Raw genomic sequence first — 24,789 nt, forward strand, 5'->3', positions numbered from 1 at the left:
GGCGCAGCTCCCCCAGCAGGAGCACACGCTGTGCGCGACAGGACGCATTGGCACCACCGCTTCCACGGTGGATCTCGCATTGGGCGCCCTCCTGCAACAGGCGGTCAGCACCACCAGCCGGGGGAACTCAACCTGCCGACGTCCACGTCGCTGAATAACATCGCCACGCGCGCCCCTCCTTCCGCCACGCCGTTTCGACCCGGTACACACCCATCTGCTCCGGCAGCAGCTTGCCGCCGCTGGTCAACGTCACCGTGAAGCGCGCCACATAACGATCTCCGCGCTGTTCGACTTCCAGCGGCCCCGTCAGCGCGTGGATGGCGTCGCCACGAAATGCCGCGGCTCGCAGCAGACCCAGCAACTGTCGCCGGTCGGCGCCGCCATCGTTGCCGTCGAAATCCTCGCTGATCACCTCGCCCAGCGACGACGCATCGGCGTGTTCGGCGGCCCGCTCGGCCACCGCGATGCCTTGCCTCACCAGACTTTCGTCGGGCGGCCGGTGGCACCCCGCCAGGCCCGCCATCATCAGCATTCCAAGCAGCGGAAACAGCACTCGTTTTTGATTCATCGGCGTCCCGGAAATTCGTTGCGGCGCGGCTTGCCGCAATACGCAGGCGTATGCTCCAATGCCGCGTCGTCATTTTGCCGCACCCGTGCCATGCTTGGACTACGGGCCGTCACACAGAGGAGCGTTGGATCCAACATGACAAATGAGCGTCCGTGGCTGGCCCATTACCCGGAAGGCGTTCCCGCGCAGATCGACACCAGCCAGTACGCCTCGGTGGCCGCGGTCGTGGAAGAAGCCTTCGAGCGTTTCCGCCAGCGCCCCGCGTTCGCCAACTTCGGCAAGACGCTCAGTTATGGCCAGGTCGATGAGCTGAGCCGCCAGTTCGCTGGTTACCTCACCGGCGTGCTCAAGCTGACCAAGGGCGATCGCATCGCGATCATGATGCCCAATGTTCTGCAGTACCCGATCGCCCTGTTCGGCGCGCTGCGCGCCGGCCTGGTGGTGGTCAACACCAACCCGATGTACACCGCGCGCGAACTCAGGCACCAACTGGAGGACGCCGGCGCCAAGGCCATCGTGGTGCTCGACAATTTCGCCGCCACCTTGCAACAGGTGGTGGAAGAGACCGGCGTCAAGCACATCATCACCACCGGCATCGGCGACCTGCTGGGCGCCAAGGGCGTGCTGATCAACTTCGCGCTCAAGCACGTCAAGAAGATGGTGCCTGCCTACCACCTTCCGCAGGCGGTCCGCTTCAACGACGCGCTGTCCCAGGGCGCGTCCCACCCGCTGCCGAAGGTGCAGTTGGGCCACGAAGACATCGCCTTCCTGCAGTACACCGGCGGCACCACGGGCGTGGCGAAGGGCGCCATGCTTTCGCACGGCAACATGATCGCCAACATGATGCAGGCTGGCGCCTGGGTGGGCACGAACGCCAAGCCGGGCGAAGAGGTGGTCATCACGGCGCTGCCGCTGTACCACATCTTCTCGCTGACCGCGAACGGGCTGGTCTTCATCCGCCTGGGCGGCCTGAACTGGCTGATCACCAATCCTCGCGACATGCCTGGCTTCGTCAAGGAGCTCAAGGAATCGAATTTCACGGCGCTCACCGGCGTCAACACGCTGTTCAACGGCCTGCTCAACACGCCCGGTTTCGCGGAACTCGACTTCTCGCGCCTGCACCTGAGCCTGGGCGGTGGCATGGCCGTGCAGCGCGTGGTCGCCGAGCGCTGGAAGAAAGTGACCGGCTGCACCCTGGTCGAAGCCTATGGCCTCACCGAGACCTCACCGGCAGCCTGCATCAACCCGCTGGACCTCAAGGACTACAACGGCTCGATCGGCCTGCCGATTCCCTCCACCGACGTGGCGATCTGGTCCGAAGAAGGCCAGCCGTTGCCGCAGGGCGAAGTGGGTGAGCTGATGGTGCGCGGCCCGCAGGTGATGAAGGGCTACTGGCAGCGCCCCGACGAGACGGCGAAGGTGCTGGAGCCCAGTGGCTGGCTGCACACCGGCGACGTGGCCCGCATGGACGAGAAGGGTTACTTCTTCATCGTCGACCGCAAGAAGGACATGATCCTGGTGTCCGGCTTCAACGTCTATCCGAACGAAGTCGAGGACGTGGTGATGCAGCACCCAGGCGTGGCCGAAGTGGCCGCAGTCGGCGTGCCCGACGAGCACTCCGGCGAAGTGGTGAAGCTGTTCGTCGTCCGCAAGGATCCGAACCTCACCGTGGAGGAACTCAAGCAGTTCTGCCACGACAACCTCACCGGCTACAAGCGCCCCAAGATCATCGAGTTCCGCGACGCCCTGCCCAAGAGCAACGTGGGCAAGATCCTGCGCCGCGAGCTGCGCGACGAGAAGAAGGTCGCCGCGGGGTAAGGGCGAGGAGTGAATTGAGCGTCGTGAGAAACGAGAGGAATGAGTCTCGCTTCTAGGCGCAATAAAAAGCCCGGCTTGAGCCGGGCTTTTTCATGGATGGGGCTGAGACACCTTGAGGGAGTGCGACCTCTCACTCCTCACTTCGTCTCAACTCACTCCTGTCCTTCAGTCGTGCCACAGCTCCAGGATATCGGCGTAGCCACCCAGCAGGTTCCACAGCGGCACCTGCTTGTCCTCAGGGATGCGCGTATAGGCGAAACCCAGGTGACGATCGGAAATGCGCGCGACCTGGGCCTCCAGGTGGATGTGCAGGTCATGGCCGAAGATCATGTCCAGGATCCAGCTCTGGCCCTGCTCGCCGTGCCATCCCAGGGGGCGGCGCAGCAGCACCCCGGTGGCGGAAATATCCACCAGCTCGGTGGGATGCGACTCGTCGCCGCGGCTCATGAGCACCGTGGTCTCGATCCGCATGCGCGCAGGACGCAACTGCTCCGGATCGGAGCCGTTCCTGGCATTGTCTTCCGCTCTGCTCATCCTGCCTCCATCTCCCCTTGCCGGGCGCGTGTGCGCCGACCACTTCTTCCTGAAAGCACCACCATATACCGATACCGCCGATCTGGAGTGCTTCCGTCCAACTTCAATCCTGCCGGTGAGTACGCAGAACACCTGCGCGCACCAGGCTTCCCGAGCCGAACTTCGCATTGATCCGGTCCTGCACCTCGTCCGGCAGGCGCGCTGTCGGCGCCGGGTCGAACAAGTCCTGCTGGCGTCGCTCGGCAAACCCCGAGAGGCTGACTCCCAGCAGGCGCAGGCGCGGGTGTCGCTGCGCTCGCCACCACGTTTCAAGCAATCCTCGTGCCACTTCATGAATGTCGCGAACCGACGCGCTTGGCGAGCACAACTGGGCCTGGCGGGTATGCGTGACGAAGGGTGGCTCGCGCAGCTTCACGGTCACCGTGCGCCCGCTCAGTCCCCGTTCGCGCGCCCGCGCGGCAATACGCTCGCAATGCCGCAGCAACCACGACTCGGCCAGGCTCAACTCGGCCAGGTCCGTATCGAAGGTGTGCTCGGCGCCGATCGATTGTTCAGCTTGTTCAGCTTCAACGCAACGATCATCTTCGCCCCGCGCCAGCGCCTGCATCGCGCCAGCCTGACGCCCTAGCGCACCCGCAAGACGCGCTGTGTCACATGCTGCCAATTCACCGATGGTGCGAATGCCCAAACGGTGCAGCGCCTGCTCGGTGACTTTGCCCACTGTCCACAGCCGCCCCACCGGAAGCGGCGCGAGTTCGCGCTGGGCGCGCTCGGCCGTGATGCGACGAAAGCCGTCCGGCTTGGACAACTCGCTGGCCAGTTTCGCCAGCAACTTGTTGGGCCCCATGCCCACCGAAGCCACTAGTCCGGTGCGCTCGCCAATCGCATGCTTGATGCGTTGCGCGATCGCCTCGACCGAACCCAGCAGGCGCAGGCTGGCGGTGACATCGAGGAACGCTTCGTCCAGCGACAGCCCCTCAACCAGCGGGGTCACCTCGTGGAATACCTCGAAGACGCGGACCGAGAATTCCTCGTAGCGGGCCATGCGTGGCCACAGGTACACCCCGTCCGGGCACAGGCGGCGCGCCTGTGCGGTGGGCATGGCCGATCGCACGCCGAAGGGGCGCGCCTCGTAGCTGCAGGTGGATACCACGCCACGCGGCCCGAGCCCACCCACGATCACCGGCATGCCGCGCAGCTCGGGATGATCGAGCTGTTCCACGGACGCGTAGAAGGCGTCCATGTCGACATGGATGATCGAGCGTTCGTCGGGCGGCATCCCCGCTATTGTGCCGCTGAACCGGGTTTCCAGCGTACTGGACTTGCCGCCTTTCAGCGGCTAATCTTGGTCACGCGTGGGTCATAAGGGTGCGCCGCACGATCGGCCAGGATCGACCGCTACGGCACCCATCCCGATGCACTCAGCCGACCGATTGAAGAGCCCTGTGACGCAGGTTTCGTCACCTTGTGGCTTGCGCCTTTGTCGTGGCCCGCAGCCCGCCGAAGACGCTCAAGGGTCGCTCGCGGCCAGCCTGATCGAAACGCCATTGGTGCGCTTTCATCAAGCTTCCCCGCGACGGTGACGCAAGGCGCACCGGCTAGGCATCGCGCAAGTCGGCTTCAATGGATCGCCAGCCTTGGGCCGCGGTCCGGGCGGGGACATTCGTCGAACGAGTGCGGTGGGACGGAACGTTTCCTAACGTGTTGAAAGCAACGCAAGCCGTCGTGGACGGCCCAACGACATGTATTGATGAGCACTGAGCCAGTCGAGCCTCAGGCGGTCGCCGCGCCGCAGGACGCGTTTGCGTCGGTACCTCAACAGCAGGAAATGCCGCTGGCCATCGTGCGCGGCGAACCGATGTTGCAGATGCCGCAGGACCTGTACATCCCGCCGGATGCGCTCGAGGTCATCCTGGAGGCGTTTGAAGGACCGCTCGATCTGCTGCTGTACCTGATCCGCCGGCAAAACCTGGACATCCTGGACATCCCTGTCGCCGAGATCACCCGGCAGTACATGGATTACATCGAGATGATGCGCGATGTGATGCGCCTGGAGCTGGCGGCGGAGTACCTGCTGATGGCCGCCATCCTCGGCGAGATCAAGTCGCGGCTGCTGCTGCCGCGACCGCCCGCGGAGGAAGGCCTGGAGGAGGATCCTCGCGCCGAACTGGTGCGGCGACTGCAGGAGTACGAGCGCTTCAAGCGTGCGGCCGAGGACATCGACGCCCTGCCCCGCATGGAGCGCGACATGGCGCCCGCCCATGCCGACACGGGCGAGCGCACGGTGATCAAGCTGCCTCCGCCACTTGATCTCAAGGAGTTGTTGCTGGCGCTGAAGGACGTGCTGCACCGCGCCGAGCTGTTCGGGCATCACGCCATCAAGCGCGAGGCCCTGAGCGTCCGCCAGCGCATGGGCGAACTGCTCGGCAGGCTCGGCGACCTGCGCTTCGAGCGCTTCGAGACCTTGTTCGACCCGAGCGAAGGACGGCTGGGCGTCGTGGTGACCTTCCTGGCCATGCTGGAGCTGGCCAAGGAAATGCTGGTGGAGATCGTGCAGGAGGAACCCCTCGGGCCGATCTATGTAAGGGCGAAGGCCGGGCGTGCCGAAGAGGACGCCGAAGAGCCGATCGCCGACGAACCGGCGGCTGCCGCCGAGTAGGCGGCACGTCGCGCTGTCACCCATTGATGAATCCGCATCCGCGCTGAGGCCATGCAGATCGACCAACTCAAACCCATCATCGAGGCGGCTCTGCTGGCGTCCACCCAGCCGATGACCATTCCTCAACTGCTGGAACTGTTCGGTGAGGAGGACGAGATCGGCCGCGAGGAAGTCGCCAAGGCCCTGGAGTCCCTCGCCGAGGACTGCACCGGCCGTGGCGTGGAACTGCGCGAAGTGGCCTCCGGCTTCCGCTACCAGGTCAAGCAGGATGTACATCCGTGGATCTCGCGGATGTGGACCGAGAAGCCCAGCCGCTATTCGCGCGCGCTGCTGGAAACCCTGGCGTTGATCGCCTATCGCCAGCCGATCACCCGGCCGGAGATCGAGCAGATCCGCGGCGTGGTGGTGTCCTCCAACATCATCAAGACGATGGAGGAGCGCGAGTGGATCCGCGTGGTCGGCTATCGCGACGTGCCGGGCAAACCGGCCCTGTTCGGCACCACGCGAGCCTTTCTGGACTACTTCAACCTCAAGTCGCTGGACGAGCTGCCGCCACTGTCGGAGATCCGCGACATGGAGGATCCGCAGATGAGCATCGCGCCGGAACCGCTGCCCGTTCGCGTGGCGCGTGACCTGCCGATCGATCCGGACGAAGACAACGAGACCCTGGTGGTGGCCGGCGAAGAAACCGCCGCGATCATCGGGGAAACAGTCGACGAGGCAGCCGAAGAGGCTCCCGTCGCCGAAGCACCTGACGAAGAACAACCGCAGGCGATGGAAGTCGCCGGCGCCGAACCCGGCGATGCACCGCACGCCGATGCCCCGAATGACACTGCCGACGAGGCAGCGACCCACGCGGACGCCGACCATGGCGACGCCACGCAAGACACCGAGGAGTACCGCGCATGACTGCGCCCCAGAAATCCGTTTTGACCCTTAAGCGCGCGCCGCGCGACGAGAGCACCCCCGCCCTGGAAGAACGCCTGCACAAGGTGCTGGCCAACGCGGGCCTGGGCTCGCGTCGCATGCTCGAGCAGCGCATCCAGGCCGGCGAGGTGGAGCTCAATGGCTCGCCCGCCACCATCGGCGCCAGCGTGCACGCGGGTGACCGCGTCGTGCTGGACGGCAAGCAGTTCATCGTCGCCACCGACAACCGCGACGAAACCGAAGTGCTGGTCTACCACAAGCCCGAAGGCGTGGTGACCACGCGCGAAGATCCCGAAGGCCGCCCCACCGTGTTCGAACAGCTGCCGCGCCTGAAGGGCGCCCGCTGGGTCGCCGTGGGTCGTCTCGATATCAACACCACCGGCCTGCTGCTGCTCACCACCGATGGCGAACTCGCCAACGCGCTGATGCACCCCAAGAGCGGCCTCGAGCGCGAGTACCTGTGCCGCGTGCATGGCGAAGTGCCCGACGAGGTGATCGAAAAGCTCAAGGCTGGCGTGGAGCTGGAAGACGGCCCTGCCCGCTTCGACGAGATCGCGGTGATCAGCCGCGGCGGCAGCCACAGCTGGTTCCGTGTGGTGATCCGCGAGGGTCGCAACCGCGAAGTGCGCCGCCTGTGGGATTCGCAGGGTTTCCTGGTCAGCCGCCTCAAGCGCATCCGCTACGGCAGCGTGGAACTGCCGCGCAACCTGCGCCGCGGCGACTGCGAAACGCTCGGCGAGGAATCGGTGAAGGAGCTTCGCAAGACCACCGGCCTTGGCGCACCGCAGCCAGTGCTGACCCTGAGCCCGGTGCTGCATCAGCGCCGTGCGCCACGCAACGTCACCGAGTATCGCCCCGAGCGCGGCGCGACCGGCGGCTGGAGCGGCGGCTACCACGACGAAGCCCGTGAGCTGCGCGCCTATGACCGCATTCGCGAGGAACCGGCGCGCGGCAAGCAGCAGCGCCGCAAGCCGGGCAAGGAAGTGAACGGCAACGTCGCGCGCCCCGAGCGTCAGGCAGGCGGCATGCAGCGCAAGAACAAGCGCGGCGTGGCTCCCGGCCAGGAACTGCCGTCGGTGCGCACCTGGTTTGCCGGCGAAAGCCGCGAGGGTGGCGCAGGCGGCGGTGGTCGCGGCGGCGCAGCCGGCGCGGGCAACCGTCGTGGTGGCGGCAAGCCGTTCGGTGCTCGTGGTGGCGCCGAAGGTCGCAGCAGCGCTCCTTACGGCGGCTTCGGCGGCGGCAGCGCGGGCGGCAATCGTGGCAAGCAGGGTCGCCCCGGCAGCCAGGGTGGTCAGGGTGGTGGTCAGGGCGGCCAAGGCGGGCGTCCGCAGAGCCGTGGCGGCAATCGTCCGCAAGGCCACGGCGGCGGTAATCGCCCGCATGGTGGTGGCGGCAACCGCCCGCAAGGCGGCAACCGCGGCGGCAATCGCCACGGCAACCGTTGATTGTGGTCCGCATCTATCACAACAACCGCTGCACAAAGTCCCGCGCCACGCTGGATCTCCTGCAGTCGCGTGGCGAGGCGTGCGAGGTGATCAACTACCTCGACACGCCGCCCAGCGCCGACGAACTGACCCGGCTGCTGGACATGCTGGGCATGACGCCGCGCGAGTTGATGCGCAAGGGTGAAGCCGAGTACGTCGACCTCGGCCTCGATGATCCGTCGCTCGACGACACGACGCTGATCGCTGCAATGGCCGCCCATCCGCGATTGATCGAGCGGCCGATCGTGGTGGCCAACGGCAAGGCGGCGATTGGCCGTCCACCCGAGGCGGTGCTGTCGATCCTGTAACGGCTGCGTTCGAAAGCGCGGCCGTTGCGCTCAACATCCCGGCGCAGGCTGGAAGCGCTTTACAACAGCAACGACCATGTGCCGACCCGGCCCGGAAGGCGCTGGATTCCTGCGTTCGCAGGAATGACGAGCCTATGGAATCCCCGCCCTCGAATTACTCCGGGCACGCCGTGTTCGTCATCCCGGCGTAGGCCGGGATCCAGCGACTCAAGTCGCGCCGTAACTACACGTCCAAGGTGAACCTGTCCGCGTCCATCCACGCCGGGAAACGCTCGCGATGCGCGAGCAGCGGCGCAGGATCGATGGTGACCGTCACCACCTGTTCCTGAGGCCCCAGTTCCACCAGCGGTTCGCCGACCGGATCCAGCACCGCGCTGTCGCCGGCATAGGGATGATCATTGCCGTCCACGCCGACGCGATTGAGTCCCACCACGTAACTGAGGTTCTCGATCGCGCGTGCTCGCAGCAGCGTGCGCCACGGCTGGCGTCGCGGCGCCGGCCAATTGGCGACGAACACGGCGAGGTCATAGTCCATGCCGGCGACCGCCGATTCACGACGGCCGTTGCGCAGCCATACCGGGAAACGCAGGTCGTAGCAGACCTGGGGCAGGATGCGCCAACCCTTCAGTTCCACGATCAGCCGCTCGTTGCCGCCGCCGTAGCGGGTGTGCTCGCCCGCCATGCGGAACAGATGGCGCTTGTCGTACTGCGCATAGCTGCCATCGGGGCGCGCCCAGATCAGGCGGTTGTAAACCGTGTCGCCTTCGCGGATGGCGAGACTGCCGCACAGCACCGCGCCCACCTCTTCGGCGAGCGCGCGCATCCAGGCCACGCCTTCGCCATCCATGGACTCGGCGCTGGCATGCGTGTCGTTGCTGAACCCCGACAGGAAGGTCTCCGGCAACACCACCAGGTCAGTCTGCCCGGCGGCGCGTCGCACCAGCTCACCGTAGTAGTCGCGGTTGGCCGGCGCGTCGTGCCAGCGCGTGGCGCCCTGGACCAGGGTGATCCTCAGAGTTTGCATAGACGCTCCGCAGCAGCCTCCATGGTGGCGTCGCTCTTGGCGAAGCACAGGCGCAACAGGTGCGTGCCCGGCGCTTGCTCGTAAAACGGCGTAAGAGGAATGGCGGCCACGCCGCCCTCCTTGACCATCCACTCGCAGAAGGACACATCGTCCTTGTTGCTGATCGCGGAGTAATCCACCAACTGGAAGTAACCGCCCGGCACGTCGAGCAGCTTGAAGCGCGAGGGTTTGATCAGCGAGCGGAAGTAGTCGCGCTTGGCCTGGTAGAACGCCGGCAGCTCCAGGTAATGCTCGGGCGAGCTGGCGAGGAATTCGGCGAACGCCACCTGCGCGGGATGGAAGGTGCAGAACGTGAGGTACTGATGCACCTTGCGGAATTCCGCGGACAGCGCCTTCGGCGCCACGGCGTAACCCACCTTCCAGCCGGTGCAGTGGTAAGTCTTGCCGAACGAGGACACCACGATGCTGCGCGCGGCCAGCTCCGGATGGCGCAGCACGCTCTCGTGCTGTGCGCCGTCGTACACGATGTGCTCGTACACCTCATCGGACAACACGACGATCTCGGTGTCGCGCACGATGGCCGCCAGCTCTTCGAGATCGGCCGACGACAGCACGGCGCCCGTCGGGTTGTGCGGGCTGTTGATCAGGATCATGCGCGTCTTCGGGGTGATCGCATCGCGCACGCGCTGCCAATCAACGGCGAAGGTCGGCGCCTGCAGCGGGATATGCACGGCCCGGGAGCCCTGCAACTCGATGGCAGGCTCGTAGCTGTCATAGGCCGGATCGAACACGATCACTTCCTCGCCCGCACGCACCACCGCGGCAATCGCGGAGAACAGCGCCTCGGTGCCGCCGGAGGTCACCGTGACTTCGCTGTCAGCGCTCACCTTGTGGCCATACAGGCGCTCGGTCTTGAGCGCGATCTGCTCGCGCAGCGTCGGCAGGCCGATGCCGGGCGCGTATTGGTTGCGCCCCTCGGCCATTGCGCGCGCCACGGCGTCGCGCAATGCTTCGGGCGGCTCGAAATCCGGAAAGCCCTGCCCCAGATTGACGGCCTTGTGTTCAAGCGCCGACTGGCTCATGACGCTGAAGATGGTGGTGCCGACTTTGGGCAGCTTGGTCTGGATCTGCATATTCCGGATGTCTGGATGGCTAAACATGGATGCTAACACGCTGCGGATGAAGGGGTTTGGTCAGACGTACCTGCTGCACTCGGCGTGCTTTTCGCGCACGGTGTCCGGCAGCTTTTCCGCCAGGAAATCCACGAAGGCGCGCACGCCGGGAAGCAGGCCGCGGCGACTTGGGTAGACGAAGTGCATCGTGCCCTGCGGCACGCTCCACTCAGGCAACACCACGGCCAGTTCGCCGCGTGCGATGCCCGGACCACAGACGAATTCAGGCAGCAGCGCCACGCCGATGCCCTGCTTGCAGCTTTGCAGCAGGGCCGCGAAATCACCACAGATCAGGCGTGGCTGGATATCCACGATGACACGCTCGCCCTGCGCGTCGAGAAGCTCCCAACTCTGCGCGCCCTCGTGCTCCTGCTGGCTCAGCGCCGGCAGGCTGGAAAGATCGGCTGGCTCCTTTGGCTGGCCATGGCGCTTGAGCAGGTCGGGGCTGGCCACCAGCAACACACGCGACTGACCGAAGGTGCGCATGACCAGGGTGGCGTCGGTGTCGAGCTTGCTGCGCACGCGGATCGCCACGTCGAAGCCTTCGCCGATGAGGTCCACGCGGCGGTCGGTCGCCTGCAGGCGCACCTGCATCTTCGGATGCTGCTGCAGGAAGTCCGGCAGGATATGCCCCACCACGGTCTGCACCAGCGACACCGGGCAGCTGACCCGCACGACGCCACGCGGCTCCGAGCGCACTTCCTCGACCGCCTCCTGCGCCGCCCTCGCCTCTTCCAGCACGGCGCGGCAATGGCCGTAAAAGCGCTCGCCCACCTCGGTGACCACGAAACGTCGGGTGGTTCGTTGCAGCAGCCGCACCCCGAGTCGCTCCTCCAACTGCGCGATGCGCTTGCTCAGGCGGGACTTGGGAATGCCCAGGGCGCGCCCAGCCGACGAGAAGCCGCCGTGCTCGACCACCGAGGCGAAGAAGTACAGGTCATTCAGATCCTGCAGGGCGCCATCCAACACCGTCATCGCCGTTTCCTTATCTGAACAATACGTCCGATTTTACCCGACTTATCACGGGATTGTCCGAAGAATACCTTAGTCACGTCGCCGGCAGGTCCGGCCCGTTACCTGAGGAAATACCATGAAACTGCTTCATCTCGACGCCAGCGCCCTGGGTAGCCACTCTGTCTCGCGTGGCCTGACTGCCGCCATCGTGCGCGAATTCACCAAGAATGCGCCGGCAACCGAAGTGATCTACCACGATCTGGTTGCCAACCCGATTCCGCACTGGACCCCGGTGGCTGACGCCAGCGATCCCGCCGCCGTGCTGGGCAGCCAGATGCTTGAGGAATTCCTGGCTGCCGATGTGGTGGTCATTGGCGCCCCGATGTACAACTTCGGCGTTCCCAGCCAGCTCAAGGCGTGGATCGACCGTGTCGCCGTGGCCGGCAAGTCGTTCCGCTACACGGCGAATGGCCCCGAGGGTCTGGCCGGCGGCAAGCGCGTGATCATTGCTTCCGCTCGTGGCGGCATCTACAGCGAAGGCAGCGCCGCGGCCCCGATGGACTTCCAGGAAACCTACCTGCGCGCCGTGTTCGGCTTCCTTGGCGTCACCGACATCGAATTCGTTCGCGCCGAGGGCGTGGCGATCAGCGAGGACAACAAGGCCGAGTCGGTGAAGTCGGCGCACGCCTCGATCGGCGTCGTGACCCGCAAGGCTGCCTGAGCCACCTACCCTCTCCCCAGAGGGAGAGGGTGATGAACGCCGCGCCTCAGGGCGCGGCGTTGTTTTTTTCTGCGCGATACACCGCCTTGCCATCCACCCAGGTGCTGAGCGGTTTGAGGTCGGCGATCTGGCGGGCCGGCGCAGTCATCGGATCGCCATCCAGCAACACGAAGTCGGCGCGCATGCCTGGCTTGAGCATGCCCACCTCGTTCTCCATGAAGGCGGCATACGCCGCGCCGCGGGTGAAGCCGGCCAGGGCCTGCAGGCGACTGACCCGCTGATCAGGCAGCCAGCCACCGGGCGGCTGCCCGTTGAGGTCCTGCCGGGTCACGGCGGCATACAGGCCAAGCATCGGATTGACGTGCTCCACGGGGAAATCCGAACCAAACGCCAGCGGCACATGCTCGTGGATGAAGCGCTGCCAGGCGTACGCCCCCTTGAGGCGCTCCGCTCCGAGGCGTTGCTCGGCCCACGGCATGTCCGAGGTCGCGTGGGTCGGCTGCATGGAGGCAATCAGGTGCAGCGAGGCGAAGCGCGGAATGTCGTCGAGCGCCACGATCTGCGCATGCTCGACGCGCCAGCGGTGATCGCTCGACGCGCCATCACCGAGCACGGCCTGGTAGGTGTCAAGAACCATGCGGTTGCCGCGGTCGCCGATGGCATGCGTGGCCACCTGCACATGGCAGCCATGGGCCTTTTCGACCGCCGTGCGATAAGCGTCGGGCGCCGTCACCAGGATGCCCCGATTGCCATGGTCATCGTTGTAGTCGGCCAGCAAGGCGGCGCCACGGCTGCCCAACGCGCCGTCCATGTACAGCTTCACGGTACGCATCTGCAGCCTGCCGCCGGCGTCGGCCCAGTGCCCGCCCTGCGAGCACAACCAGTCCAGCGCGGCGTGGTTGCCGTCGGCCATCTCATACAGGCGCAGCGGGACTTCGCCCGCCGCAGCCAGCTCCTGCAGAACCTTGAAGTCGTCCAGGCTCACGCCCGGGTCATGCACACCGGTGAGTCCAGCGGCGACGGCGTCTGCGAACGCAGCCTTGTAGGCCTCGCGGGTTTGCTCATGGGTGAGCGGCGGCATCGCCGCGGCCACAAGTTCGACGGCGCCATCGACCAACACGCCCGTGGCCTTCTTGCCGGCGCGCACGATGCGCCCGCCATCGGGCTGCCAATTGCCGTCCAACGGCTTGGTGGCATGCTTCATCGCGGCGGTATTGACCCAGATGGCGTGGCCGTCAACGCGCTCGAGGTACACCGGCTGATCGGGAAACGCCGCATCAAGATCCGCGGCCGTGGGAAATTGCTTGCCCTCCCAGCGGTTCTGGTCCCAGCCCCGGCCCACCAGCCACGCCCCTTTCGGCAGGCGCGCCGCCCCGGCCTTGAGCCGCGCCAGCACCTCTGCCTTGGAATTGGCGCCGACCAGGTCGACCTGCAGGTGCGTCATGCCCAAGCCGAGCATGTGGCCATGGGCGTCGATCAGGCCCGGGACCACCGTGGCCCCGCCAGCATCCACCGTGGCGGCATCGGGATAGCGCTTTGTCAGGTCGGCGGCGTTACCTACCGCCAGCAGGCGCCCATCGTCCTTCCACGCCAGCGCAGTGGCCTCCGGCTGCGCGGGATCCATCGTGTGGATATGCGCGTTGAGCAGCAGCGTCGTCGCCTGCAAAGGCAGCGACGCCAGAACCAGCAGCGCGAGGGCGGAACGGCGGAGCGAAAGACGCATGGGCGGATCCAGGCAGGAATGTCCGCCGACTTTGCCTAGCCTGGCGCTCGCGCACAAGGAGGCCTGCGGCACAGCCCCCGGCGGGAGCGCACCGCCTCACCGTGGTCAGGCCGCCTGGTCCAGCGCCATCGGAGGGCGCGCGTACTGCGCAAGGCGGATGGACGACTCCATGCCCGGCATTTCCACGCACACCGGGCGTCCCGAGCGAAGATGCTCATCCCGTGCGACTTCGCGAGCCAACGTGATGGCCGCGCCGAGCCGCAAGTCACTGAACAGCGAAAATCCCAAACGACATACACACCACAATCCGTCAGCGGACTGCTTCAGTGAATAGGTGACCATGGTGCAACCCTGTCGAAAGTGGAGAGTCTTGCTACCGCTTGATCGTGTGAGGACAGATGCCATCACGCCGTCCTATCGGACCGAAGAAGAGTGCACTTTTTCTCACGATGAACCTATCGGCCCATCACCGCGCATCTCGTAGGAAAGTGACTACATTGCCTGTGGGGAAGCTTGCATTTCTCCTGCCAGCCACTGTTGTTTCACCCCTGATACACGGTTGCTTGGCATCGATGAACCGCGCGCAAGCCAAGCCTGAACTAAGCCTTGTCCCGAGCCCGCGCATCACTCTTGATTAATCGGGAAGTCTGCAAGTTGGATGTCCCCAACACGGAGACATGCGCCATGTCTCACGACAGCGAAGAGTTCCAGGCGCACTTGCAGGATGCTTTCGACGACCTGCTCGCGCTCTATCGGTTGCTTGAACAGGAGAACGAGTTGCTGCGCGCACAGTTGCGGCGTCACGCCGTCGGCGAGATGCAGATACGCGAAACCGATCGCAGGATGCTGGACCTCCGCGTCACACTGCCACCCTCCCTGCAGGAGCGATTGCGCACGCTGCACGCATCGCGCCATGCCTGACATCGGTTGATACTGGTCCAAGGCTTCGCGCCCCACTTGTAGCGCGGGCCAGGCGCTTCGCCCGAACCATCCAAGGAATGCGCATATGCACCCACCCGCACGCGTTCCCATCACGCACCCGGATCGCCTGGTGTTTCCCGACCTGGGCATCACCAAGGGGGACGTGGTCGCTTACTACGACGCCGTGATGAGCCGATTCCTCCCCGGCGTCGCCGGACGTCCCACCTCGGTCAAACGCTACCCCGAGGGCATCGGCAAGGAAGGCTTCTTCCAGAAACATCCCATGCCTGGACTGAAGCACGTCGGAAGCGTTCGTCTGCGTGAGGAGAGCGGCGCACTGGCCGACTATCTGTGCCCGCGGAACGCGTCGGCCATCATTGAGTTGGTGCAGTTCGGCACGATCGAGTTTCATCCCTGGGCCGCGCGGGAGAGATCCCTCGAAGAGGTGGATTACCTGGTGTTCGACCTCGATCCAGCCCCGGAGCTCGCCTGGAGTGAGGTGACCGAGGCAGCGCGCCATGTGCGCGGGCGCCTAGCGGACGTTGGCTTGCGCAGCTTCGTGCGCACCACGGGCGGCAAGGGTCTGCATGTGCTGGCGCCGCTGCACTCGGGCTGCTCGTGGGAGGAAGCAATGGGATTTTCGCGCGGCTTCGCACAACGACTGGCCGCGGAGCAACCACAGTCGTTCGTCGCCAAGGCGACCAAGCGCGAACGCACGGGCCGGATCTTCATCGACTATCTGCGCAACAGTCGCGGCGCCACCAGTGTGGCGTCCTATTCGCTGCGCGCACGCGCCGGCGCTCCGGTGGCGATGCCTTTGCGCTGGCAGGAGCTGGGCAAGTGCGAGCATGGCGCCATGTTCGGTATCGTCGCCGCGCGCCGTCGCGTGACCAGGCTGCGTAGCGACCCGTGGGAGGGTTTCGCGTCACTTCAGCAAGCACTGCGCAAGAACGTCTGGAACGATGACAATGCAGCGCCTTAGACAGCCGGTGATGAGCCAGAGCGCCCGACCAGACTCTCCACCCTGCCCAGCGCGGGCGACACGAAGTAGCGATGGTCAAGCACGGCCTTGAGCGCGTCGACCAGTTCCTCGCCGGCGGAGGCCTTCAGCACGTAACCCTCGCCGATGGACAGGGCCGCGCGGGCCAGTAGCGGGTCGTCATGCACGGTGATGAAGACCAGCGGCAGGCCAGGCTGTTCGCTCTTCAGTTCCCGCGCCGCCTGCATGCCATCCATCCCCGGCATGCTGATGTCAGTCACCACCGCATCAGGGCGCAAACGTCGGGCCGCCTTCACCAGCGCCTCGCCGTGCCCGACCACCGCGAGCACGTCAAACTCCTCTCCCAGCAGATCACGAATCTGCTCGGCGACGGGAGGGTGATCCTCGGCCAGCACGATGGTGGCTCGCGTCACGCTGATCTCCGATGAGCGCATGGCTGCCGAAGTGCAGCATGTCTGATCGCGAAGACTTGCGCCACCGAAAGAGAACCGAAGTCGGGCTAAGTAAAATTACCCAGTCCGACCCCATCACGCTTCAAGGAAGTCGTCTCTGCACGACCGCGACTCAGAACAGCAAGCCCAGTTCCTCGGCCCGTCGCACCAGTTCCAGCGTCGAGTGCACGCCCAGCACCTGCATCATGGTGTATTTGTGCGCCTCGACGGTGCGCACGGACAGGCCCAGTTGCATGGCGATCTGCTTGGAGCGCAGCCCCTCGCCCACGAGACGCAATACCTGCAACTGCTTGCTGGTGAGATTGCGCGCGTCGGTCAGCTGCGCGCTGATGTAACGCGCGCCCAGCGCCGGCGTCACATAGGTGCCGCCGGCCAGCACCTGCTGCGCGGCGTGGCGCAGATCCTCGCCAGCCGAGCTCTTGAGGATGTATCCGCTGGCGCCTGCGCGAAGCGCGGCCACGGCCAGCGCCGGCTCCATGTGCATGGTGAGGAACACGAAACAAGTATCGATGCCCGCTTCGCGTATCCGCTTGAGCGCATCCATGCCGTTGCAGCGAGGCATGTTGATATCGGCCACCACCAGATCCGGATGCAACCGACGCACGGCGTCGACCAGGGCGTCGCCGTCGGCGACGATCTCCAGCAGCTGGAAGCTCTCGTCCAGGATGTGTTGCACGCCTTCGGCCACCATGCGGTGGTCGTCAGCGATGATCAGGCTTGGCCGTGCAGTGGCCTGGATGGTCCTAACGGAATGCAGATGCATAGCTCAGTTCCTTTCCCCAGAGTCGAATTCAGCCGATAACTCCCCCCCAGGAGCTTCGTGCGCTCATCAATGCTCATCAAACCCAGTCCCTTGCGGCCGTCTCCCTCGGTAACAAATCCCTTGCCGTCGTCGGCCACGGTGAGATCCACGCGGTCGTCCTCGATCTGCAGTGCAATCTCCACGTGCTGCGCGTCCGCGTGCCTGACCGCATTGCCCAGCGCCTCCTGGGTCACGCGATACAGGCATAGCGACACTTCCTCGGAAAGATCCTTCGCCTGTGGCGACACTTTCAAATCGATGGCCGGCCCACTGCGGTGACGTTGCGCCTGGCACAGCCCAGCCAGCGCCGCGGTCAAGCCAGTCTGGGCAAGCATGCTCGGATGAAGATCATGTGAAAGATGGCGCACGTCTTCGGAAAGTGCGATCAGGTCGCTCTGCAGTTGGCTCACGTCCTGTCGGTTGCTCTCATCCACCTTGCGGCGCAGCGCACTGAGTCGGATGGACGCTACGGCCAGCCGCTGGTTGATGTCGTCGTGAAGGTCACGCGCAATGCGGGCGCGCTCCTGCTCCTGCGCCACGATCAGGCGGCCGGCCAGTTCGCGCACTTCAGTGCTGCGCATCGATAGGGCGCGCTGCGTGGCCCGTCGCTGTTCCACCAGTGCCGCCAGGAACAGGGTCGCCACGGCGATGCCAAGCATCCACAGTTGCACGCTGACGGCGGTGAGTTCGGAATCCGATTGCGCGAACGGCCCCTCGCCTTCGAGGCTCAGCTGAATCGCGATCGCTCCCATCAGGAGGTTGACCACGCAAGTGCCCGGGATCTGCGCACGCAGCGCCACGAAGATGGCGAGCGGCACGGGGGCCAACAACAGCAACGGGCGCGCGGTGGCGTAGCCACCCAGTTCGCGCCAGACCAGCCAGAGCAGCACCAGGCCACCGATCGTGGCGAGCAACATGTCCCAACTGGGCAAGGCGTCGCGCCGCAGCGTTGAGCCGGGATTGGCGAGGCTGACGATGGCCGGGGACACCAGCACGTAGCCCAGCGAATCGGCCAGCGCGACATGCCACCAGCCGCTGCTGCCCAACCAGGAGGGCATCGGCAGGCGGCTGGCGATAGCTGTCACCAGCAGCGCCGAGGCCAGCGGCAGCAGCACCACGGCGATCACCAGATAACCCAAGAGGCGGAGGAAGTCATCGATGGACTCCTCCTGCCGAAAGCGGGACAGGACGTGCGCGGCCAGGTTGACCAGCAACAAGGCGCACAGGAACGCAGGCAACATGCCGGCGAGTGGAAGACCGACCACCGCCGTCAGCGCCACCAGGCCGAGCAGCCATGCGGCGCCGTAGACCCAGCGGAATTTCGCGGGTTCGCTCAGCAGCACACCCAGCAGAAGGGGCCCTGACAGCCAGATCATCAGGGCGTCGCCCGGGTGATTCCACATCAGCAGCGAAACCCACTGGGCAACCAGCGCAGCGACAAACATGCCGGCGCCACGAACCAGATATGGCAGGCTCCCAACAGCAGGCGCCTCAATGCTCGTCATGCCCCATGCTCCATGCATTCGGTCACCTCACCCCTGGCGCCGACGCGAGACCCGCTCCCTGTGATCTCACCGCGTCGTGGCGCCCCATCGCCATCTCGCATTTCTCCACGACGAACGTCATCGCCTCGTGATGATTTGCGTAGTTTTACCGACGACTACTTAAGGGCTCTTGCGCCGTCGCAGGAGCATCAGGACACGCCCCGCGCCGCGGCATCGCCGCCACCGTCCGGGCCCGGCGCCGGACTGCCCATGCCAGTCCTGCGTGCTCGGTAAATTTACTGAGCAAAGTTGAGTGAAAGTTCGCTTATCAGCCGCGCCGGAAGAGACCAAGCTGTGAGCTGGTCAACCGTTCTCCGGAACCGTGCCTGCAGCGCCGTGCGCCGCGCGCTGCCCGGCGCCATCCGGGCTGGATCGGAGCGCTTTTGCCGGCGTCGCTCGCCTGGCGAAGCCCCCGGAGACGGTCTGACTGAACCGACCTTGCCAGGCACACCGGAGGTGAACGCAATGAGCGAAGTCGCATGGACTCCCCTTACGAAGGCGGCTGGCGGGCGCCCCTGACGCATGAAGAACACGGCGCCCACCCGCGGCAAGCGCGCGCAACGATTCAGGGTGCTGCTGGCCGACGAGCATCGCTGCGTGGCCGAGGGCTTGGCGGGCCTGCTGGCCAAACGGATGGAATCGGTGCGGCTGGTGCACGACGGCGAGGCGCTCATGCAGGCCGTACTGGGCGACGAGGTCGACCTTGTCATCACGGATATCGCCATGCCCCCGTTCAGTGCGCTGCAGGCGCTGCGGCGACTGCGCCGCCAGGGCAGCGCGATCCCCGTGGTGGTGTTGTCCACGCACGCAGAACCATTGATCGTGCGCGAGGCCATGCGCGCCGGCGCCAACGGTTACGTGCTCAAGCAGTCGCCGAGTGAGGAGCTGTTCACGGCGATTGCCGAAGTGACATCGGGCAATCAGTTCATCAGCCCCAACCTGATGGCCTCGCTGCTGCAGGCGCCCGAAGCGGTGCACCGGCTCACGCGACGCCAGCGCGACGTCATCGAGTGCATGGCCAGGGGCCGGCGTACCAGCGAGATCGCGCTGGAGCTTGGCATTTCAGTGCGCACGGTGGAGAGCCACCGGCAGGCGTTGCTCGAACTGCTTGGCGTTCATAGTGGCGTCGCGCTGATTCGCGAAGCCGAGCGACTCGGCCTGATCCCGCTGGCCCCTTACGAGGCCGTGGCGGGGGAACAGGTAGGCGAGATCCTCCCCGGCGCCGAGCCCAAGACACCGCCGGTCCCGACGATTCCACCCAGGAGAACACAGCCATGAAGCTGCAGCGATACGCCATGCTGGTCCTGCCGCTGGTGCTTGCCGCCTGCTCCACTTTCAGCATCAGCAACCAGTGGAAGGATCCGAACTGGCCTGGCCCGCCGGCCTCCAACGTGCTCGTGCTTGGCATTACCAAGAGCGACACCACTCGCCGCATCTTCGAGGACACCTTTACCCAGCAGCTGGAAGCGGCTGGCGTGAGGGCGGTACAGAGTTACACGCAGATTCCTTCCGGCGGCGCATCGGCCAAGCTTGGGGATGTGATCAAGTCCAGCGGCGCCGACGCCATCCTCGCCACGCGCGTGCAGCGCATCGAGCAGAAGACCACCGTCACGCCGAGCGGTCCCGGCTGGGGCGGCTTCTATGGCTGGTATGGCGGCGCCTGGGCGAGCACGCCGGACGTCAACCAGTACGACGAAGTGACACTGGAAACCACCGTGTGGGACGCGCGTACGCAAAAGGTCATCTGGACCGTGACCACCCAAAGCATCGGCACCAGCAACATCCCGAAGGCTGTGCAGCAGCTTGCCAGCACGCTCATCCCCAAGCTCAAGAGCGATGGCGTGATCCGCTGATCCTGCGTCCGCCCGCGCGCGGGTGATCTTCGCGCGGACCGCCCGGTCTCTTTCACTACTCATGGAGCGCCCACATGAAAACGTCGATGACCCGCAGCATTGCCCTCGCCAGCTGCCTGATGGCCGCCACCGCCACCGCCCAGCAGATGCCCGCGGCCTACCCCGCCAACGGCCAGAATGCGAACCAGCAGGAATCGGACAAGAACGCGTGCATGTCGTGGGCGCAGAGCAATGCACCGACGCAGGCGCCGCCCCCACAGCAAACCGGCCCCGCCGTGGGCGGCGGGCAGCGCCTTAGCGGAGCCGCGCGCGGCGCGGCGGCAGGCGCTGTCGTGGGCGGCGTCGCCAACAATGACGCCGGGCACGGCGCCACCGTCGGCGCCGCGGCCGGCGTGGTCGCCGGTGGCGTGCGGGCGCGCCAGCAGCGGCGCGAGCAGAATGCCGCGTCGGCAGCCACGCAGGATCAGAACTCCGCCTCTTACGCGCAGGCCTATGGCGCCTGCATGAAGGGCAAGGGATACACCGTCAACTGACCATCGTCGGCGCTTGCGTCATCGGGTCACCCACGCACGGTGACCCGATGATCGACTGTTCCTCGTTGACGAGTGGACCAGGGTCAGCGCCAGGCGCTGCCGACCTGGATGTAGTAGGCGTGATCGCCGGCGCTCCATGCCCAGTCAAGACCCGCATACAGGCCCAGCGCCCGCGCGATCAGATAGCGGAAGCCCCGGCGGAGCGCTTCAGAGACAGCCGCGACGCCGCACCTATCGTCACTCGCCCGGCTTGACCTCTTCCCAGCTGCTGTCGGGATCGAAGGACTTCATGGCTTGCGCGATGGCCTGGCCGTTCTTGCCGAGGTCCTTCTCGAAGACCTCGCCATCATGGCTCACCATGAAGCTCATGACGCCCGTTTCGCCGTACTCGGCAGGCCAGGCGACCAGCGCAAATCCGCTCGTCATACGACCGCCCACGACGTAGTTGTACGCGCCACCTGGCGCGGAAGGACCTTGCGCGGTCAGGATGCGATAGCGATAGCCGTGGAAGCCCTGTCCCGCCGGTGGCGGAGGCACGTCGGCAAAGCGTTCGCCCAGCGGGCTCTGTTCCTCGTTGCCGGTGACCGGCCAATAAAGGCCATCATGCTTGCCGGGGCTGCTCCTGAGCTTCTGCGCGTACTGCAGCACATGGTCGCCGTCACGGTCTTCCGTGGCGTATTCGCGCTGCGCGTCGTAGTAGGCCAGCATCGCCTGCTGGGCAGACAGCTCGTTGGCGCCAATGCGCCGGACGCGCACCTCTTCGGCGCCCTTCTTGAGGTCGAAATGCCACCCGGCCGTTCCCTGCACGATGGGCAGCGGCAATTCCCAGTTCTCCGAGCCCACCTCGAGGTGCGCTACGCCTTGCCCTGCGTCGATGCGATGGCTGGCGTCATAGCGCTTGAGGAACAGATCCACATCCTCGCGATCGACGTCGCCCTCGGGGACGTAGTCCCGCCAGTTGCCGCCAAGCACCTTGGCGAGCCCCTCCTTGTCGCCGCTGCGCACTGCCTGCACGAAAGCGGTGGCCGCCGCATCAGCCGAGGGAAAGTTGGTCTGTTCCGCCACGGCGGCGGCGAGAGCGACGCCCGATGTCCACAGCATCAACGCAGCGGCCAGGCGCAAAGAGTTTGGAGTGCGATTCATGATCAGGCTCCTTATCGACGACGTCCGCCACCACCACCGCCTCGGCTCGGCGATGGGCGCGACATTTGTCGACCGCCACCACCACCACCGCGGCTGCCACCACGCGACTGCGACATCGAGCGCTGGCTCGCCTGTCCGCGATTCATCTGCGAGCGGGACGAACCGGCCGAATTCATGCCGCCAAAGGCGTTGTTGCGTGGTCCGCCCCCGCCCACGTTGCCGCCGCCATAGTTCCCGCGGTTTCCGCCACCGACGCCACCACGATCGCCAACGCCGCCGCGATTCCCGCCAGCGACACCACCTCGATCACCGACACCGCCACGATCGCCAACACCACCACGATTACCAGCACCGCCGCGATCGCCGACTCCACCACGATCGCCAACACCGCCGCGATCGCCGACACCGCCGCGATCACCAAGACCACCCCGATCGCCCCCCGGGCCTGCCCCGCGCCGCGCCGCATCGGACGCGCCGCCTCCGGTACTGCGGTCGAAGCTGTTCAGTGCATTCTGGCGACTCCTGTCTGCCGCCTGGTCCCGCCCACGGAAGCCTTCGCGCCCCTGGGCGCCGCCCAGACCCTGGTCATAGCGCTGGCGACTGCCCGAATCGCGATATGGAGTGCCGCGTCGGTTGTCCGGGTTGTGATTCCAGCGCTGGTTGCCGTTGCCGGACATCCGGTTGTTGACGTTGTTGACGCTGTTGTAGCGATTGGTGTTGATGTTGACGTCGCCATGGCCCCAGCCGAATCCGCCCCACAACGCGCCGGTGACGGCGATGCCCACACCGAACGCCAAGCCCGCGGCCAGCGCCTGCCCCGGATAGTAGTAACCATACGGCGGCGGCCAATACGTCGGCGGATACGCCGGGTAAGGCCATGAGCCGTACACGACCGTGGGGTTGTACTGCGGCACGTAGACGACCTCCGGATTCGCCGGTTCGATCTGGATGATCGTCGTGCCCTCCGACGTCGCGCCCGCTGGCGCCGGACCTTCCGACACCTTCATCTGCTCGTTGGATTTGAGGTTGCCCGACGCCTTCGCCTGCCCACGCAACCGCTGGATCGACGCCATCACATCGTCCGGCTGGGCCAGGAAGGCATCACCCGCGTTCTGCACCCAATCGGGATGCGCTTTCATCTGCGCCAGCACCTGCGGGAAGGCCACCAGCGATTGCACGCTCGGATCCCACGGCTTGGTGTTGACCTGCTTGACCGCATCGTCGCCCTGCGCCTTGGGATTGGCGGCCGACCATGCGGCCGCCTCGGCGACGTCGCTCGGATACGTGGCCGCCATCAGGATCTGCGACAGCAGCGCATCAGGGTAGAGAGCCACCGGGGCCATCATCTGGTCGAGCTGTTGATTGCTGTAGATTTTCTGGCTCTGGGCCGGAGCCTGGCCTTGTGGTTGGCCTTGTGCTTGGCCCTGGGCTTGCACCGGACTAGCCGGCGCCGGACTGGCCTTTGCCGGGCTGACCTGTGCATGCGCTGCGCCCAGCGGCGCCAAAGGCAGCAGCAGAACGCACCAAAGGCAGGTTCGCTGGAATCCGTGAGGCATCGTCGTCTTCATGGTGCCACTCCCATGCCGCCATCGCTTGCATCAGCTTGACTCTTCGCGGGCCAGCTTGACCACTGCATTTATGCGGTAGCAGTACTACGTAAATCTACCTAGAGCTCGGGTCGCTTCAGCCCACAGTCATTGGTCTCCGTAGAAATACGGATGGGCGATTAGGTAATAGTGCGCTGTGTCATCTCCTCGAATCGTTCCACCATAGGCCCATCAGCCATTCGGGGAGTTATCGTCATGCGCCGTGCAGCCTTTCTGCAGTCGAAGGTCTCCCGCGTCTCGCTTGCCATCGCGCTGGCAGCCGCTTTCTCAGCGCCGACGGCGAAGGCAGAGCAACCGGACCTCTGGGACGGCAACTGGCACTACAGCATCGAGCCCTACATCTGGCTTCCCGGCATCAGCGCGGAAACGCGCTATCAACTACCCAACAACGGTGGCCAGGTCCAGCAAAAGTCCACTGGCAACATCTTCTCCAACCTCAGTGGCGCCTTCATGCTCGACGGCTCCGTGCGCAAGGACAACTGGGGCTTTTACGGCGACATCGACTGGGTGAACTTCACCAACGAAAAGGGGCGCTTCAGCCAGATCGGTGGAGAACGCTTCGGGGCGGGCGCCAACCTCGACACGAGCTGGGACCTGAAGGGCGGCATGATCAACCTGGCTGGCCTCTACTCCATGGCGCACTCCAATCAGGGCTATATCGACCTGGTGTTCGGTATGCGCTACCTGTGGATCAAGGGCAATCTTGACTGGAACCTCACGGTGAACGGCAACGCCGGCAACCTGAACATCGACAGGACCGGCAGCCTGCGCAACTCGACCAACGCTACCGACGGCATCATCGGCATACGCGGTCGCTGGACACCGTTTGAAAACCAGCGTTGGTTCCTTCCGTACTACCTTGACCTCGGCGCAGGCACTTCCAACACGACCTACCAGGTCAGGTTCGGCGTCGGCTACGCCTTCAACTGGGGCGATATCGGGCTCAACTACCGCGACGTGGGCTACAACCAGAGCGGCAGCAGATTCCTGAAGAGCCTCCAGCTCAGCGGCCCGACCTTCAGCGTCAACTGGAACTTCTGAT

Annotated in this window: 24 protein-coding genes; 12 read left to right on the forward strand and 12 right to left on the reverse strand. The window is 65.5% G+C overall.

Annotated features, from left to right (window positions below; translation table 11 throughout):
• Positions 1-127 precede the first annotated feature (127 nt).
• Complete coding sequence (locus DVT68_RS01025) at positions 128-553, reverse strand: nuclear transport factor 2 family protein (protein ID WP_233523310.1); 426 nt, start codon at positions 551-553, stop codon at positions 128-130.
• 150 nt (positions 554-703) lie between these two features.
• Here DVT68_RS01025 and DVT68_RS01030 point away from each other — a divergent pair, with 150 nt between their 5' ends.
• Entirely contained in the window at positions 704-2,386 is a 1,683-nt protein-coding gene (locus tag DVT68_RS01030) for a long-chain-fatty-acid--CoA ligase (RefSeq protein ID WP_114823217.1), read from the forward strand.
• Positions 2,387-2,551: 165 nt separating this feature from the next.
• Here DVT68_RS01030 and DVT68_RS01035 read toward each other — a convergent pair whose 3' ends face one another.
• Both DVT68_RS01035 and DVT68_RS01040 read right to left on the reverse strand, forming a co-directional pair.
• Positions 2,552-2,920 carry a PilZ domain-containing protein gene (locus DVT68_RS01035; RefSeq protein ID WP_114823218.1) on the reverse strand — a complete coding sequence of 123 codons (369 nt, stop codon included), beginning with the start codon at positions 2,918-2,920 and terminating at the stop codon, positions 2,552-2,554.
• 103 nt (positions 2,921-3,023) lie between these two features.
• A complete protein-coding gene (locus DVT68_RS01040) occupies positions 3,024-4,199 on the reverse strand; it encodes a DNA polymerase IV (RefSeq protein WP_114823219.1) in 1,176 nt (391 codons plus the stop codon).
• A gap of 471 nt (positions 4,200-4,670) precedes the next feature.
• Here DVT68_RS01040 and DVT68_RS01045 point away from each other — a divergent pair, with 471 nt between their 5' ends.
• The 4 genes from DVT68_RS01045 to arsC are packed head-to-tail and all read left to right on the forward strand — an operon-like array spanning position 4,671 to position 8,298.
• Positions 4,671-5,579, forward strand: coding sequence for a segregation and condensation protein A (locus tag DVT68_RS01045; protein WP_114823220.1), 909 nt, complete (start codon positions 4,671-4,673; stop codon positions 5,577-5,579).
• A gap of 51 nt (positions 5,580-5,630) precedes the next feature.
• A complete protein-coding gene (gene scpB, locus DVT68_RS01050) occupies positions 5,631-6,488 on the forward strand; it encodes an SMC-Scp complex subunit ScpB (RefSeq protein WP_114823221.1) in 858 nt (285 codons plus the stop codon).
• Complete coding sequence (locus DVT68_RS01055; RefSeq protein ID WP_114823222.1) at positions 6,485-7,951, forward strand: pseudouridine synthase; 1,467 nt, start codon at positions 6,485-6,487, stop codon at positions 7,949-7,951. The genes scpB and DVT68_RS01055 overlap by 4 nt, the downstream gene beginning before the upstream one ends.
• 2 nt (positions 7,952-7,953) lie before the next feature.
• Complete coding sequence (gene arsC, locus DVT68_RS01060) at positions 7,954-8,298, forward strand: arsenate reductase (glutaredoxin) (RefSeq protein WP_114823223.1); 345 nt, start codon at positions 7,954-7,956, stop codon at positions 8,296-8,298.
• Positions 8,299-8,521: 223 nt separating this feature from the next.
• On the opposite strand, the gene DVT68_RS01065 is transcribed toward arsC, so the two are convergent.
• Genes DVT68_RS01065 through DVT68_RS01075 form a run of 3 tightly spaced genes read right to left on the reverse strand, consistent with a single transcriptional unit; the run spans position 8,522 to position 11,469 of the window.
• Complete coding sequence (locus DVT68_RS01065; protein ID WP_114823224.1) at positions 8,522-9,322, reverse strand: amidohydrolase; 801 nt, start codon at positions 9,320-9,322, stop codon at positions 8,522-8,524.
• Positions 9,310-10,455 (reverse strand): pyridoxal phosphate-dependent aminotransferase, encoded by a 1,146-nt coding sequence (locus DVT68_RS01070; RefSeq protein WP_114823225.1) that lies wholly within the window; start codon positions 10,453-10,455, stop codon positions 9,310-9,312. The genes DVT68_RS01065 and DVT68_RS01070 overlap by 13 nt, the downstream gene beginning before the upstream one ends.
• Positions 10,456-10,515: 60 nt before the next feature.
• Positions 10,516-11,469 (reverse strand): LysR substrate-binding domain-containing protein, encoded by a 954-nt coding sequence (locus DVT68_RS01075; protein WP_114823226.1) that lies wholly within the window; start codon positions 11,467-11,469, stop codon positions 10,516-10,518.
• A gap of 115 nt (positions 11,470-11,584) precedes the next feature.
• Here DVT68_RS01075 and DVT68_RS01080 point away from each other — a divergent pair, with 115 nt between their 5' ends.
• Complete coding sequence (locus tag DVT68_RS01080) at positions 11,585-12,169, forward strand: FMN-dependent NADH-azoreductase (RefSeq protein WP_114823227.1); 585 nt, start codon at positions 11,585-11,587, stop codon at positions 12,167-12,169.
• Positions 12,170-12,215: 46 nt separating this feature from the next.
• On the opposite strand, the gene DVT68_RS01085 is transcribed toward DVT68_RS01080, so the two are convergent.
• Positions 12,216-13,892 (reverse strand): amidohydrolase, encoded by a 1,677-nt coding sequence (locus tag DVT68_RS01085; protein WP_114823228.1) that lies wholly within the window; start codon positions 13,890-13,892, stop codon positions 12,216-12,218.
• Positions 13,893-14,576: 684 nt separating this feature from the next.
• Between DVT68_RS01085 and DVT68_RS01095 the strand changes: the two genes are divergently transcribed.
• Together DVT68_RS01095 and ligD are read left to right on the forward strand one after the other, a co-directional pair.
• Positions 14,577-14,813 carry a hypothetical protein gene (locus tag DVT68_RS01095; protein ID WP_114823230.1) on the forward strand — a complete coding sequence of 79 codons (237 nt, stop codon included), beginning with the start codon at positions 14,577-14,579 and terminating at the stop codon, positions 14,811-14,813.
• An 85-nt stretch (positions 14,814-14,898) separates the two neighbouring features.
• Positions 14,899-15,795, forward strand: a complete 897-nt coding sequence (gene ligD / locus DVT68_RS01100; RefSeq protein ID WP_114823231.1) for a non-homologous end-joining DNA ligase — start codon at positions 14,899-14,901, stop codon at positions 15,793-15,795.
• On the opposite strand, the gene DVT68_RS01105 is transcribed toward ligD, so the two are convergent.
• From DVT68_RS01105 to DVT68_RS01115, 3 genes are all read right to left on the reverse strand, one after another.
• On the reverse strand, positions 15,792-16,226 hold the full coding sequence (locus DVT68_RS01105; RefSeq protein ID WP_158543435.1) for a response regulator: 435 nt from the start codon (positions 16,224-16,226) through the stop codon (positions 15,792-15,794). The two genes, ligD and DVT68_RS01105, sit on opposite strands and share 4 nt — an antisense overlap.
• 151 nt (positions 16,227-16,377) lie before the next feature.
• Positions 16,378-17,028: a response regulator gene (locus DVT68_RS01110; protein ID WP_114823233.1), complete on the reverse strand. Its 651-nt coding sequence runs from the start codon at positions 17,026-17,028 to the stop codon at positions 16,378-16,380.
• A complete protein-coding gene (locus DVT68_RS01115; protein ID WP_114823234.1) occupies positions 16,977-18,572 on the reverse strand; it encodes a sensor histidine kinase in 1,596 nt (531 codons plus the stop codon). Before DVT68_RS01115 ends, DVT68_RS01110 begins: the two co-directional genes overlap by 52 nt.
• Before the next feature lie 561 nt (positions 18,573-19,133).
• On the opposite strand from DVT68_RS01115, the gene DVT68_RS01120 reads away from it, so the two are divergent.
• From DVT68_RS01120 to DVT68_RS01130, 3 genes are all read left to right on the forward strand, one after another.
• On the forward strand, positions 19,134-19,889 hold the full coding sequence (locus DVT68_RS01120) for a response regulator (RefSeq protein ID WP_114823235.1): 756 nt from the start codon (positions 19,134-19,136) through the stop codon (positions 19,887-19,889).
• Positions 19,886-20,464, forward strand: coding sequence for a DUF4136 domain-containing protein (locus tag DVT68_RS01125; protein WP_114823236.1), 579 nt, complete (start codon positions 19,886-19,888; stop codon positions 20,462-20,464). Before DVT68_RS01120 ends, DVT68_RS01125 begins: the two co-directional genes overlap by 4 nt.
• Positions 20,465-20,538: 74 nt before the next feature.
• Complete coding sequence (locus DVT68_RS01130) at positions 20,539-20,997, forward strand: glycine zipper domain-containing protein (RefSeq protein WP_114823237.1); 459 nt, start codon at positions 20,539-20,541, stop codon at positions 20,995-20,997.
• Between the two features lie 237 nt (positions 20,998-21,234).
• Here DVT68_RS01130 and DVT68_RS01135 read toward each other — a convergent pair whose 3' ends face one another.
• Both DVT68_RS01135 and DVT68_RS01140 read right to left on the reverse strand, forming a co-directional pair.
• Positions 21,235-22,140, reverse strand: a complete 906-nt coding sequence (locus DVT68_RS01135; protein WP_114823238.1) for a DUF2950 domain-containing protein — start codon at positions 22,138-22,140, stop codon at positions 21,235-21,237.
• 11 nt (positions 22,141-22,151) lie between these two features.
• The gene (locus DVT68_RS01140) at positions 22,152-23,708 is read right to left on the reverse strand and encodes a DUF3300 domain-containing protein (RefSeq protein ID WP_233523311.1); all 1,557 of its coding nucleotides are present in this window, start codon (positions 23,706-23,708) and stop codon (positions 22,152-22,154) included.
• Between the two features lie 234 nt (positions 23,709-23,942).
• Between DVT68_RS01140 and DVT68_RS01145 the strand changes: the two genes are divergently transcribed.
• Positions 23,943-24,788: a hypothetical protein gene (locus DVT68_RS01145; RefSeq protein ID WP_114823239.1), complete on the forward strand. Its 846-nt coding sequence runs from the start codon at positions 23,943-23,945 to the stop codon at positions 24,786-24,788.
• Position 24,789: the final 1 nt, after the last annotated feature.

Source organism: Dyella solisilvae, from assembly GCF_003351225.1.
GTDB classification, from domain to species: Bacteria; Pseudomonadota; Gammaproteobacteria; order Xanthomonadales; family Rhodanobacteraceae; genus Dyella; species Dyella solisilvae.